Annotated in this window: 14 protein-coding genes and 1 pseudogene; 14 read left to right on the top strand and 1 reads right to left on the bottom strand. The window is 28.7% G+C overall.

Going from position 1 to position 12,199, the window contains the following annotated elements; all coding sequences use genetic code 11:
* Positions 1-4 precede the first annotated feature (4 nt).
* The 11 genes and pseudogenes from MKD34_RS04765 to MKD34_RS04720 all read left to right on the top strand — a co-directional run bounded on the left by MKD34_RS04765 (position 5) and on the right by MKD34_RS04720 (position 9,565).
* Positions 5-544: a glycerol-3-phosphate responsive antiterminator gene (locus MKD34_RS04765; RefSeq protein ID WP_240218433.1), complete on the top strand. Its 540-nt coding sequence runs from the start codon at positions 5-7 to the stop codon at positions 542-544.
* 207 nt (positions 545-751) lie between these two features.
* Positions 752-1,174, top strand: coding sequence for a phosphonate C-P lyase system protein PhnG (gene phnG / locus MKD34_RS04760; RefSeq protein ID WP_240218432.1), 423 nt, complete (start codon positions 752-754; stop codon positions 1,172-1,174).
* Positions 1,175-1,176: 2 nt separating this feature from the next.
* Entirely contained in the window at positions 1,177-1,773 is a 597-nt protein-coding gene (phnH, locus tag MKD34_RS04755; RefSeq protein ID WP_240218431.1) for a phosphonate C-P lyase system protein PhnH, read from the top strand.
* Positions 1,773-2,840, top strand: coding sequence for a carbon-phosphorus lyase complex subunit PhnI (locus tag MKD34_RS04750; protein WP_240218430.1), 1,068 nt, complete (start codon positions 1,773-1,775; stop codon positions 2,838-2,840). The genes phnH and MKD34_RS04750 overlap by 1 nt, the downstream gene beginning before the upstream one ends.
* Positions 2,841-3,677: an alpha-D-ribose 1-methylphosphonate 5-phosphate C-P-lyase PhnJ gene (locus MKD34_RS04745; RefSeq protein WP_240218429.1), complete on the top strand. Its 837-nt coding sequence runs from the start codon at positions 2,841-2,843 to the stop codon at positions 3,675-3,677. It begins immediately after the preceding gene.
* Between the two features lie 3 nt (positions 3,678-3,680).
* Entirely contained in the window at positions 3,681-4,511 is an 831-nt protein-coding gene (locus MKD34_RS04740; protein WP_240218428.1) for an ATP-binding cassette domain-containing protein, read from the top strand.
* Between the two features lie 16 nt (positions 4,512-4,527).
* A complete protein-coding gene (locus MKD34_RS04735) occupies positions 4,528-5,700 on the top strand; it encodes an alpha-D-ribose 1-methylphosphonate 5-triphosphate diphosphatase (protein ID WP_240218427.1) in 1,173 nt (390 codons plus the stop codon).
* 1 nt (position 5,701) lies between these two features.
* Positions 5,702-6,295 (top strand): annotated as a pseudogene (locus MKD34_RS14140) (DapH/DapD/GlmU-related protein); the annotation flags it as partial.
* Positions 6,281-7,009 (top strand): phosphonate C-P lyase system protein PhnL, encoded by a 729-nt coding sequence (locus MKD34_RS14135; RefSeq protein ID WP_407933858.1) that lies wholly within the window; start codon positions 6,281-6,283, stop codon positions 7,007-7,009. The pseudogene MKD34_RS14140 and the gene MKD34_RS14135, both read left to right, overlap by 15 nt.
* Before the next feature lie 9 nt (positions 7,010-7,018).
* Positions 7,019-7,822 carry a PHP domain-containing protein gene (locus tag MKD34_RS04725; RefSeq protein WP_240218425.1) on the top strand — a complete coding sequence of 268 codons (804 nt, stop codon included), beginning with the start codon at positions 7,019-7,021 and terminating at the stop codon, positions 7,820-7,822.
* Between the two features lie 93 nt (positions 7,823-7,915).
* On the top strand, positions 7,916-9,565 hold the full coding sequence (locus MKD34_RS04720) for an alkaline phosphatase (protein WP_240218424.1): 1,650 nt from the start codon (positions 7,916-7,918) through the stop codon (positions 9,563-9,565).
* 47 nt (positions 9,566-9,612) lie between these two features.
* On the opposite strand, the gene MKD34_RS04715 is transcribed toward MKD34_RS04720, so the two are convergent.
* Complete coding sequence (locus MKD34_RS04715) at positions 9,613-10,071, bottom strand: FUSC family protein (RefSeq protein ID WP_240218423.1); 459 nt, start codon at positions 10,069-10,071, stop codon at positions 9,613-9,615.
* Between the two features lie 146 nt (positions 10,072-10,217).
* Here MKD34_RS04715 and MKD34_RS04710 point away from each other — a divergent pair, with 146 nt between their 5' ends.
* From MKD34_RS04710 to MKD34_RS04700, 3 genes are all read left to right on the top strand, one after another.
* Positions 10,218-10,946, top strand: coding sequence for a murein L,D-transpeptidase catalytic domain family protein (locus MKD34_RS04710; RefSeq protein WP_240218421.1), 729 nt, complete (start codon positions 10,218-10,220; stop codon positions 10,944-10,946).
* A gap of 69 nt (positions 10,947-11,015) precedes the next feature.
* Entirely contained in the window at positions 11,016-11,711 is a 696-nt protein-coding gene (locus MKD34_RS04705) for a pirin family protein (RefSeq protein ID WP_240218420.1), read from the top strand.
* 30 nt (positions 11,712-11,741) lie between these two features.
* Positions 11,742-12,188 carry a hypothetical protein gene (locus MKD34_RS04700; RefSeq protein ID WP_240218419.1) on the top strand — a complete coding sequence of 149 codons (447 nt, stop codon included), beginning with the start codon at positions 11,742-11,744 and terminating at the stop codon, positions 12,186-12,188.
* Positions 12,189-12,199 lie beyond the last annotated feature (11 nt).

Genomic DNA, 12,199 nt, shown 5'->3' with positions numbered 1-12,199 from the left:
AAAATTGAAATTTAATAGAACAACACCAGTTATAGTAAATGAGATATATTATGAAAAAGCTTTAGAAAGTAAAAGCCAATTTGTAGTTTTTGAAATGGGTGATTTTATATCTTTAAAAGATAGAGTTGATGAATTAAAAGAAATGAAAAAAGAAGTTTTTGTAAAGATAAATGAAATAGAAGGGCTAAAAGAGGATGATGATGCCACTATGGAGTTTTTAAAAAGTATTGGAGTATTTGGAATAACTTCAAATAAAACCAAGGTTTTAACAAAAGCTAAAAAAATAGGATTGAAAACAGTATATACAGCTTTTGTTTTTGATACAAAATCATTTGGAACAACTTTAAAAAATATAAAAACAATAAATCCAGATATAATAGAGGTGAGACCTGGACTTATGACAAAAGTTATAAAGATAATAAAGGAAGAGAATCCAAATATTCCAATTTGGTCAACAGGACTAATAACAGAAGAAGTGGAAATAGATGAAGCTTTAAATTGTGGAGCTCAAACAGTTGTAACTAGTAAAATAGAACTTTGGTAAAATTTACATTTCTTTTACAAAAAATAAATATTGATTTAACAAAGAGTTGCTATAATAGCATTATAAAAATAAACCAATAAATAACTTTAATACTATGAGGTTGAGACCTTGAGAAAACCCTAAGTGTTGAAAAATCTAATTCTATAGAAATTATAGATGGATTTTTCAATTGCTTAGGGTTTTTTATATTAAAAAATAGGAGGAAATATGAAAAAAAGAAGATTATCTTATATTTTAGCTCATACAAATATAGAGAACTTAAAAAAAGAGGTAGAAAAATTAGAAAACTTATATAGAGTAAGTACAGTAAAAGAACCAGAGATGGGATTGACTATGGTCAAAGTAAAGGATGGTGTTTATAAGGAAAAATTTTATATAGGAGAGCTATTAATAACAGAGTGTTCTGTACACTTAGATGGAATTTTAGGTATGGGAATAGTTCAAGGTGATGACTCAGAAAGAGCATATTTAATGGGAGTTATAGATGCAGCTTTTAATAGTGAAAAAGTTGATAAAGGAGAACTTTTAAAAGTGATTGAAAATTGGGAAAAAACTATAAAAGATATATATATAGAAGAAAAATCTATGGTTGAAGGTTCAAAAGTAAAATTTAATACAATGGGAGTGTAAGAATGAAAATAGAAAAATTTGATTTTGTTCATGATATTCAAAAAATATATAGAAAGTTACTAGATAGTATGTCAAAACCTGGAACAATAAACAATATAGAGAATGAGATTCAAAATTTAGAGGTCTATTCAAGTTTATCTAAAGAGATGATGGGACTAGCATATACTTTACTAAATATAGAAAGTAAGTTTTATATAGAGAATGAAGATGAGAAAAAATATGTAAAATTACATACTTTTGCTCAAGAAAAAGTTTTAGAAAAAGCAGAATTCATACTTGTTGATTCAAAAAAAGATGGAGAAGAGAAAATTTTAGAAGTAATTGAAAATGCATCTATAGGAACATTAGAAGATCCCCATTTAGGAGCTACTTTAATCATAAGCGTGGATAAAATAACAAATGAAGAAAATTTGATTCTAAAAGGTCCTGGAATAAAAAATCAAACGAGTTTTTCAATAGATGGGTTAAGTAAAAAAATATTTGAAAAAAGAGATTTAGTAAATTCAGAATTTCCTTTGGGAATAGACTTTATATTAGTCGATAAATTTGGAAATATCGGTTGTTTACCAAGAACTACAAAATTAGAGGTGAAAAGATAATGGCTTATGTTGCAGTAACAGGTGGAAAAGAAGCGATAGAACATTCAAATAATCTTATAAAATATTATAGAGTAAAAAATGGAAGTGATTTAACTGTAGATATGATAAAAAATCAAATGAGAGGATTAGTAGATAGAGTTATGAGTGAGGGTGGATTATATTCACCAGAATTAGCTGCACTATCTATAAAACAAGGAGAGGGAAATATAGAGGAAAGTGTATTTTTAATGAGAGCTTTTAGATCTACTCTTCCGAGAAAATACTACTCAAATGTAGTGGATACGGAAAAAATGAAAGTTATTAGAAGAATATCAGCTGCTTTTAAAGATATTCCAGGAGGGCAACTATTAGGACCTACATATGATTATTCTCATAGACTTTTAGATTTTGATTTAATTCAAGAAGAAAATTGTCAAAGTTGGATAGAGAATTTAAAAAAAGAAGTTGAAGAAAATTATATAGATGAAGATATAAATTATCCAAAAATATCTAATTTATTGAGAGCAGAAGGGTTAATAAAAACAGAGGTTCATGAAAATGAAGAACCCTTTGATGTAACAAGAGATAAAATTTCATTACCTTTACCAAGATCAGCAAGACTTCAAATTTTATCAAGAGGTGAAAGTGGAGCAGTTGCAGCAATTGGATATAGTAGTTTGAGAGGGTTTGGTGGAAATATTCATCCAACAGTAGGAGAACTTAGAGTGGGAAATGTAGAAGTTGATATACCTTATCCATTAGATGAAGAAGAAAGTTATTATATTGGAGAGATGATGTTAACAGAAGTAGAAAATATATTTCCAGAATCTGAAGGTGAAGAGATTGAATTTAAATTAGGTTACGGTTTAGTAATGGGGCAAAATGAGACAAAAGCTATAGCTATGTCAGTATTAGATAGAAATTTAGATATACCAGGAGATACTCCTGCTCAAAATGAAGAATTTGTTTTATATCATATAGATAGTGTAGAGTCATCTGGATTTGTATCTCATTTAAAGTTGCCACATTATGTAACATTCCAATCAAAACTAGATAGAATAAGAAGCAGTAAAAAAGGAGAAAGATAAATGGCTGTAAAATATAATTATGGATTTTTAGATGAAGATTCGAAAAAAGAGATAAGAAGATCCGCATTAAAAGCATTAGCAATTCCAGGGTATCAAGTTCCTTTTGCTTCGAGAGAATTACCAATTGGAAGAGGATGGGGAACAGGTGGATTACAACTAACTCTAGCTTTAATAGGAAAAGAAGATACTTTAAAAGTAATAGATCAAGGTTATGATGAAAGTGTAAATGCTATAAATTTAAAAAAGTTAATATCAAAGTGTACAGATGTAAAAACAACTACAGATTCAGAAAAGGCAACTTTAATTCAAACAAGACATAGAGTTCCAGAAATTCCAATGAGAAATGATCAAATTTTAATTTTACAAGTTCCAATTCCAGAACCTCTTAGAGAGATAGAAGGAAGTGAAAGTGAAACTAAAAAACTTCATGCAGATACAGAATACAGTGGAGCATGGCTATCTCTTTATGAAGATATTGTAAAATTTGATGAAGTTACACAGGGAGCAGATTATCCGACATTAGTAAATGATAGATATATGATGAGTCCTAGTCCTATTCCTAGATATGATAACAACAAATTGAATATGAGTGAAACAACATATTTATTTGGTGCAGGTCGTGAGAAAAAAATATATGCTTTACCACCGTATACGAAAGTTGTGTCTTTAGCATTTGAAGACTTTCCATTTGAAGTTGAAGATTTTAAAGGAAAAAGTTGTAAAATTTGTGGTGCTACGGATGTATTTTTAGATGAAGTTTTTAATCAAGATACAGGAGATATTTTTTATCAGTGTTCAGACACAGGTTATTGTGAAAAAAGAAGGAAAGAGGTATAAAAAATGCAAGAAAAACCAATTTTAGAGATAAAAAATTTAAGAAAAAAATTTGGAGAGGGTTGTGATTACTGTTTAGAAAATCCAAAAAGTTTCAAAATAAACAGGTGTCCAAAATGTGGTACTGTATGGGGATGTAAAGATGTGACTTTTGAGGTATATCCCGGTGAAATTTTAGGAGTGGTTGGTGAATCTGGTTCTGGAAAGTCAACTATGATGAAGTGTTTATACTTTGATCAAGATGTTGACGGAGGAAAAGGTTTAATTGCTGGATATGAAAGTGAAAATATTTTTTCTGAAAGCTCTCAAAAAAGAAGATATATTAGAAATAATTTAATGGGAATGGTATATCAAAACCCATTGTTGGGACTACGTTTAGATTACACAAGTGTAGGAAATATAGCGGAGAAACTTATATCAGCAGGAGATAGAAATGTTAAGAATATGACAGATAGAGCAAAAGAACTGTTGACACATGTGGAAATTCCACTTACTAGAATGAAAGAATTTCCTAAAAACTTTAGTGGTGGAATGCAGCAAAGGGTTCAAATTTCAAAGGCTTTAGCAAATAATCCACCTATTTTATTGTTAGATGAAGTAACTACAGGATTAGATTTATCTGTACAAGCAAAAGTGTTAGATTTAATAAAATCTATTCAAAGAGAATTAGGTGTTTCTATGATTGTTGTTTCTCATGATTTGGGTGTAATAAGAATGTTGGCAGACAGAACAATAGTTATGTTACAAGGAGAGATAATAGAACAGGGATTAACAGATCAAATTTTGGATGATCCACAACATTACTATACTCAACAATTAGTTCATTCGCTTTTATAAAATTGGAGGAAGAAATATGAAAACATGCATATATAACGGAAAAATAGTAACGCCAAATGAAATAGTAAAAGGTGCTATTTATATAGCAAATGGAAAAATAGAGAAAATAATTTCAGGAGATATACATCAATTAAAAGGTGGTTACAAAAATTTAAATGCCAACGGAAATTGGGTTTTACCAGGAATTGTAGATTGTCATAGTGATGCGGTTGAATTAGAGCTTCAACCAAGACCAACGAGTATATTTTCTATGGATATAGCTTTTAAGGAATTAGAAAAGAAGCTAATATCTTCAGGAATTACAACGATGTATCATTCTCTTTCTATTTCTAAAAATATATTTGGAGAAGAAAAAGTAAAAAAATATTATAGAACATCAAAAGGTGTGGATGAACTATCAAAATGGATTTGTGAAAATAGAAAAGATTCTCTTATAAATCATAAATTGCATATAAGGTATGAAATAGATAATAGAGATGGAATAGATCAAATTAAAGATTTAATAAAAAATGGTAAAGTTGACCAACTTTCGATAATGGATCATACACCAGGACAAGGACAATTTAGAAATTTAGAAAAATATAAAAAGGTTATAGCAGCATATAGAGATTGTTCAGAGGATGAAGCGTTAAAATTTATAAAGGGTTCAATGGAAAATGAAAAAATGTCTATAGAAGAGATTGAAAATATGGTTAAGTTTGCAAGAAGTTATAATATACCAGTGGCATCTCATGATGATGATTTAATTGAAAAAATAGATTTAATAGAACCTTGGGATGTAAAAATAAGTGAGTTTCCAATAACCCTAGAGGTTGCAAAATACGCAAAAGAAAGGGGACTATATACAGTAATGGGAGCACCAAATATTTTATTAGGTGGATCTCATAGCGGAAATCTTTCAGCAGAAGAGGCTATAAAAAGTGAAGCAGTAGATATTTTATGTTCTGATTATTACCCAGCTTCTATACTACATTCAATATTTTATATGAAAAAGAGTGGAAGTTGCATAAAAGAAATGACTAAACTGACATCTTTAAATCCAGCTAAGGCTTTATCTATAGATAACTTGACAGGATCTTTAGAGGAGGGGAAAATAGCAGATATTTTAGTAGTTGAAGAAAGAGATAGTTTACCTATTGTAAAAAATGTATTTTCATCAGGAAAGATGATAATGAGTATTGGAGGCTAAAATGGATATATTGACAGAAAAAGGTTTTTTTCATGAGAATTCAGAAATAATAGATACAAAATTTGGAAAATGGAATGAAGTAGCTAAAGAGTGTATATTTTTAGAAAGTGAAATAGGTGATTATAGTTATTTTGGATCTGGATGTGACATAGCTCATACAGAGATGGGGAAGTTTTGTTCGATAGCTAAAAGCGTTAGGATAAATCCTGCTAATCATCCAATGGATAGAATTAGTCAACATCATTTTACATATAGAAGGCGAAAGTTTCAAATAGATGAAAAAGATGATGAAGATATTTTTCAGTGGAGAAGAGATAAAAAAGTTATAATAGGGGATGATGTTTGGATAGGGCATAATGCTATTATAATGGGAGGAGTAAAAATAGGAAGTGGAGCAGTTATAGCAAGTGGGAGTATTGTCACAAAAGATGTAGAGCCATATACTGTGGTTGGAGGGGTTCCAGCAAAGTTTATAAAAAGAAGATTTAGTGAAAAAATTTCAGAAGCTCTCTTAAGTATAAAGTGGTGGGATTGGTCACATGAGTTAATAAAAGAGAGATTTGATGAATTTTTAGGCAATATAGAAGGATTTATAAGAAAATACGAAACTAGAAAACCTATACTTGAAATCAAAGGTTTATATAAAAATTTTGATTTATATAACTTAGATGTTGAGATAAAAGGATGTCAAAATATAAACTTTTCAGTTTATGAGGGAGAGTTTATAGGTATAACAGGAACTAGTGGAAGTGGAAAATCTACAATTTTAAAGTGTCTTTATAGAAATTATTTGCCTACAAAAGGTGAAATCTTATATGTTTCAGACAATTATGGACCAATAGATATTGCTAAGGCCAGTGAAAGACAAATGGTTAAAATAAGAAAAGATGAAATTGGATATGTTTCTCAATTTTTAAAAGTTATGCCAAGAGTAACAGCTAAAGAGTTTGTAAAAGAAGCTGTGTTAGAAATAAGTGGAGATAAAGAGTTAGCAGAAAAAGAAGCTTTAAAAATGTTAGAACACTTTAAGATATCAAAAGAGTTGTGGGAAGCTTTTCCTAATACATTTAGTGGTGGAGAAAAATTAAGATTAAATATTGCTAAAGCTATGATAAAAAAACCAAAGCTTTTAATTTTAGATGAACCAACAGCATCTTTAGATAATGGTTCTAAAATATTAGTAAAAGAATTAATAGAAGATTTAAAAAATCAAGGTACAACAATGTTGGGAATATTTCACGATATTGAATTTATGGAAAACGTAATAGATAGAGAATATAATATGTCAAAAGGAAAGATAGAAGCGTAAGGAGAGAGAATGAAAGGTGATTTACATATTCATTCATCAATATCAGATTGTAATTATTCAATAGAAGATATTGTGAAAAAAGCTAAAGAAAATGGAGTAACACATATCTCAATAACGGATCATGATACAATTTTAGGAATTGAAGAGGCTTTAAAACATGGGAAGAAATATGGGATTGAAGTAATACCTGGAGTTGAAATATCAGCATATGATTATAAAAGAGAGCGAAAAGTTCATATATTAGGGTATAAAAATCTAGGCGAAAATGTTAAAAAAATTTGTGAAGAGATTCCTAAAAAAAGAGAAGAACTATCTAGAAAGTATTTTGATGAAATAAAGAAAAAAGGTTATGATATATCTTGGGAAAGAATAAAAAAATATTCTGGAAAAACAGGAGTATTTAAGCAACATATAGTAATAGATTTAATAAAACAAGGTTATACTGAAAAAATTTATGGAGAATTATATCAAAAATTATTTAAAGAAGAAACATCGATAAAAGATATGGAATATATAGATGTATATAAAGTAATCAAAGCTATTAAACAAGATGGTGGAATTGCTATAATGGCTCATCCTTCATTATATAAAAATGAAAAATTAATTACAGAGTTAATTTGTGAAGGTTTAGATGGGATAGAAGTTTATCATCCGAAACATTCTAAAAGAGATATTGAATTGTTGGAAGAAATCGCAAAAAAAAATAATCTTTTGATAACAGGAGGAACAGATTTTCATGGAGATATAGATAGTAAATATATTGAAATTGGAAGTTTTTATTGCAAGGAGGAAAGTTTGAAAAAAATAGTTTAAATATTTTTACGAAAAATTTACTTATAGTTAATAAAAGCTTAACATCTGTATGCTAAACTTACTTTAGAAAATAAAAACTAAGGGGGAGTAAAAATGAGTAAAATGAAGATTAAGTTAGTAACACTAACAGCATTTTTAGCAATGACAGCTGTAACACAAGGGGTACAATTAAAAGATGTAAAGCCAGGATTTGCTAAAAATGTAATCTTTTTAATTCCAGATGGATCAAGTTCAACAGTGTCAACTTTAACTAGAGCAGTATATAATAATGGTGAAAGTTTAAATATTGATGAGATGGCATCAGGAATGGTAAAAACTTATAACTCAGATACTTTTATAGCAGATTCAGCACCAGCAGGAACAGCTCTTGCAACAGGGTGGAAAACACAAGATAAACTAATAGGGGTAAAACCTAAAGCAGCAACTTTAAATGGAGCAAGAGTTCCAGAGGTAGGGGATGAGCTAGCTCCAGCAGCTTCAGTTTTAGAAGCAGCTAAGTTAGAGGGAAAAGCTGTTGGAATTGTTGCAACTTCTGAAGTTTTACATGCTACTCCAGCAGATTTTACAACACACTCAATACATAGAAATAACTATTCTGTAATAGGAGAGCAACAAGTTCATCAAAATTTAAATGTAGTTTTTGGAGGGGGAAAAAGTTATCTTAAAAAGGATAATGCAACAGAGGCAAACTCTAAAAAGCGTACTGATGGTGAGGATATGTTAGAAGCATTACAAGCTAATGGTTATAATATTGTTCAAACTTTAGATGAGATGAAAAGTCTGAATAAAGATTTTGTATGGGGACTATTTGCTGAAAAAGATATACCTTATGATTTAGATCGTGATAAAGCAACAACTCCATCTTTAGCAGAGATGACAGAGAAAGCTATTGAACTTTTATCAAAAGATAAAGATGGGTTCTTCTTAATGGTAGAAGGTTCTAAAGTTGATTGGGCTGGACATGCCAATAATCCAATTGCTATTACATCTGAGTATGCAGCTTTTGATAAAGCTGTAGGAGTGGCATTAGATTATGCAAAGAAAAACAGTGATACTTTAGTAGTAGCAGTAACAGATCATGGAACTGGAGGATTATCTATAGGAAATTTAAAAACGTCATATAATTATCCTGAACTACCTGTGGATGTATTTACAAAGGATATGAAAAAAGCTAAATTTACAGAGGTTCTAACAGCTGAAAAAATATCAAAGGATAAAGCTAATGCAAAGAGTTTAGCTAAAGAGATGTTAGGATTAGATTTAACAAATGAAGAGTTAAATACAATTGAAAAAGCTCAAAAAACCTCTGAGATAGAGACAATTTTAGGAAAAGTTATGAGTGATAGAGCTCACTTAGGTTGGACAACAAATGGGCATACAGGAGAGGATGTACCTCTTTATGTTTATACATCTAACTATGCAAATCAATTAACAGGAACTGTTAATAATTCTGATATAGCTTTATATATTGCAAAAGCTATGAATTTAGATTTAGATAAAGCAACAGATGAGTTATTTGTATCTGGTAAAAAAATCAAAAATATGGGAATAGAGTTAAATATAGATTCAACAAACAAATTCCAACCTGTATTCAAACTAAGTAAAAATGGAAAGCAGTACACATTCCATGAAAATAAAAATTACTATGAAACAGATGGAAAAAAAGTTAAATTTAATGGAATAGTTGTATTTAATGGTAATGAAGTATTTATTCCAAATGCAGCTATAAAAGATATAAAATAGTAAAAAAACCACTTTGGAGTAAAAAGTTTTATACTCCGAGTGGTTTTTTATTTGAAGATATTAATTTTTTTAAAAATATATGTAATAACTACAGTTATAATAATACCAATAAATGTATCTAGAACTCTTTTGAATCCATATAAATATGGAGCTTCAGAAGTAATTCTATAAACTATAATTAAAAAAACTACAGAAGCAATAGCAGAGGGTATTTTCAATTTTTTTTCACAAAAGAAAATAATAATAAATTCTCCAATAATAACTTTTAGTATTAATGGAAATGGAATATACGAAAAGATAATACCGATAACTCCTCCAATTAGAGTACCAAAACCTCTGTTTTTGGCATTTTCAATTAGTTTTTCAAAATCAACATGAGTTATGATAACGCAAGTAATTGCTGTATAAAAAAGTCCAATTGGTTCAACATTGAAAAATTGACCAACTACGGTGGTAATGACAATAGAAGTGATAGTAATAATAGTTTTTTGAATTAATTGGTCCATGATCTCTAAACTCCTTTATATGAATTATCTATTTAGTTTTTAATACAATAGGAGATGAAACTTTCCTATAAAAAAGAAAAAAATCTTTACTAATTATAGATGCTCATATATAATTTAAGATAATAGAAAAATAGTAAGGAGTATTTATGATAAAAAATATATTAGTTATACTATTTACTTTAGCTAGTTCTACTATGGCTTCAATGGGAAATTATTCAATTAATGAAAAATTAAATTTAGATTCATCTCTTTCAATAGAAAATATAAAAGTAAGAAGCAGTAACAAATTTGCGTTTTTACCAAATAGTTCAGTGGAAAATTTATATAAAGAATTAAATTTAACAAATAAAATGGATTTTACAACTTTTTCAAATGCTATTTCAGGAATGAAAAAATTAAAAGATGTAAAAGAGGATATTATAACGATAATCGATTTTACAAAATCTTCAATTAAAGAGAGATTTTTTGTAATTGATTTAAAAAATAAAAAGACATTATTTTCAACATATGTTATGCATGGTAAAAATAGTGGTGAAAGTATTCCAAAAGAGTTTTCTAATGCAGTAAATTCTTTTAAAAGTTCTCCAGGATTTTATAAAACGGAGAATACATACAATGGTGAATATGGATATTCTTTAAGATTAAATGGATTAGAAAAAGGAATTAATGATAAAGCTAGAGAAAGAGCTATAGTTGTTCATGGATCTCAATATGCTAAACCAAAACCAGGTGCAAAAAAATTAGATAGAAGTTTAGGATGTCCTGCTATTCCAAAAGAGATATCAGACAAAGTTATAAATAAGATAAAAGATGGAAGACTACTTTATATACATACTAATGAGAAGAGTTATGTTCAAAAGAGCTCTATAATTTAGAAAAAGGATAGAAGTTTATTTTTTTGAATAATCCTTACAAATAAATGGGTAAGTTGTAAGGAGGCAAAAATGATAATAAAAAAATTAAAAAGTCATATGGGTGAAACAAAATATGATTGGTTGTATTCTGTTCATCACTTTTCTTTTGGAGATTACTACGATTCTAATAATTTAGGTGTTGGACCGTTAAGAGTTATAAATGACGATATCATAGCACCTCATACAGGATTTGAAATGCATCCACATAAAAATATGGAAATTCTAACATATATATTAGAGGGAGCTATAACTCATAAAGATAGTATTCATAATGAGAAGATGAAAGTAGAAAAAGGTTCAGTCCAATATATGAGTGCAGGAACAGGTGTTGCTCATTCAGAAATAAATGAAGAGGACATAGAAACAAGATTAGCTCAAGTTTGGATAATTCCTGATAAAAGTGATTATGAACCAAAGTATGGACAAGTTAATTTCAAATGGGAAGATAGAATTAATAAATTTTTATTAATTGCTTCTGGAGTAAAAGAAGCACCGATAAAAATAAATCAAAATGTAAATATGTATGCTCTATATTTAGAGAAAGGGAAAAAAATAAAATTTTCTCCAGAAAAAGGGTATGGATATTATATGGCTTTTTTTCAAGGGAAAACACAAGTAGATGAGTTGATTATAGAAAAATATGAAGCTATAATGGGAGATGAAAATATTGAAATGACTTCATTAGAAGATAGTCATATGCTTATTTTTGAAATAAAAAAGAAGTAAAAAATTATAAAAAAATATTGAGGAGAAAAAATGTACAAATGCAAATACTTTAAAGGAAAAGAGCTAGTTTCACCTGAGGTATACAAGATCCATGGAGAAAATGTGTTGAAATTCATATCCAAAGATATATTAATATTTTTAGATTTATTGAGAGAGGATTTAGGAGTTCCAATTTTAGTGAATAGACCAAGTGTAGGAATAACTCAAAGAGGACTAAGAACAACAATCGATTCTCTTGTAAAAGAAAAGGTAAAAAGTAGTAAACTTTATCTAAGTGCTCATGTATTAGGGAGAGGTATAGATTTTGAAGTTCCTAGTATGGACATGAAAAAAGTTTATGAAAGAATAATAAATAATCCTAGAAGATACTCTATGATAACAAGAATAGAGGACCCTAATGTCACTTTACCTAAAGGGTATATACATGTTGATAATATGGAAACGGGAAAAAATGGTATACATATATTTAAACCGTAAGCTTTAATTAG

The sequence above is a fragment of the Cetobacterium somerae genome (genome assembly GCF_022430525.1).
GTDB lineage: Bacteria > Fusobacteriota > Fusobacteriia > Fusobacteriales > Fusobacteriaceae > Cetobacterium_A.
The sequence above is the reverse complement of the archived record's forward strand: the minus strand, read 5'-3'. Positions and strand labels throughout refer to the sequence as shown.

What these genes read in the sequence shown, in the direction of transcription:
- phnG (WP_240218432.1), top strand. Translation starts at nt 752, where the DNA reads ATGAAAAAAAGAAGATTATCTTATATTTTAGCTCATACAAATATAGAG.
- phnH (WP_240218431.1), top strand. Translation starts at nt 1,177, where the DNA reads ATGAAAATAGAAAAATTTGATTTTGTTCATGATATTCAAAAAATATAT.
- MKD34_RS04750 (WP_240218430.1), top strand. Translation starts at nt 1,773, where the DNA reads ATGGCTTATGTTGCAGTAACAGGTGGAAAAGAAGCGATAGAACATTCA.
- MKD34_RS04745 (WP_240218429.1), top strand. Translation starts at nt 2,841, where the DNA reads ATGGCTGTAAAATATAATTATGGATTTTTAGATGAAGATTCGAAAAAA.
- MKD34_RS04740 (WP_240218428.1), top strand. Translation starts at nt 3,681, where the DNA reads ATGCAAGAAAAACCAATTTTAGAGATAAAAAATTTAAGAAAAAAATTT.
- MKD34_RS04735 (WP_240218427.1), top strand. Translation starts at nt 4,528, where the DNA reads ATGAAAACATGCATATATAACGGAAAAATAGTAACGCCAAATGAAATA.
- MKD34_RS04725 (WP_240218425.1), top strand. Translation starts at nt 7,019, where the DNA reads ATGAAAGGTGATTTACATATTCATTCATCAATATCAGATTGTAATTAT.
- MKD34_RS04720 (WP_240218424.1), top strand. Translation starts at nt 7,916, where the DNA reads ATGAGTAAAATGAAGATTAAGTTAGTAACACTAACAGCATTTTTAGCA.
- MKD34_RS04715 (WP_240218423.1), bottom strand. Translation starts at nt 10,071, where the DNA reads ATGGACCAATTAATTCAAAAAACTATTATTACTATCACTTCTATTGTC.
- MKD34_RS04710 (WP_240218421.1), top strand. Translation starts at nt 10,218, where the DNA reads ATGATAAAAAATATATTAGTTATACTATTTACTTTAGCTAGTTCTACT.
- MKD34_RS04705 (WP_240218420.1), top strand. Translation starts at nt 11,016, where the DNA reads ATGATAATAAAAAAATTAAAAAGTCATATGGGTGAAACAAAATATGAT.
- MKD34_RS04700 (WP_240218419.1), top strand. Translation starts at nt 11,742, where the DNA reads ATGTACAAATGCAAATACTTTAAAGGAAAAGAGCTAGTTTCACCTGAG.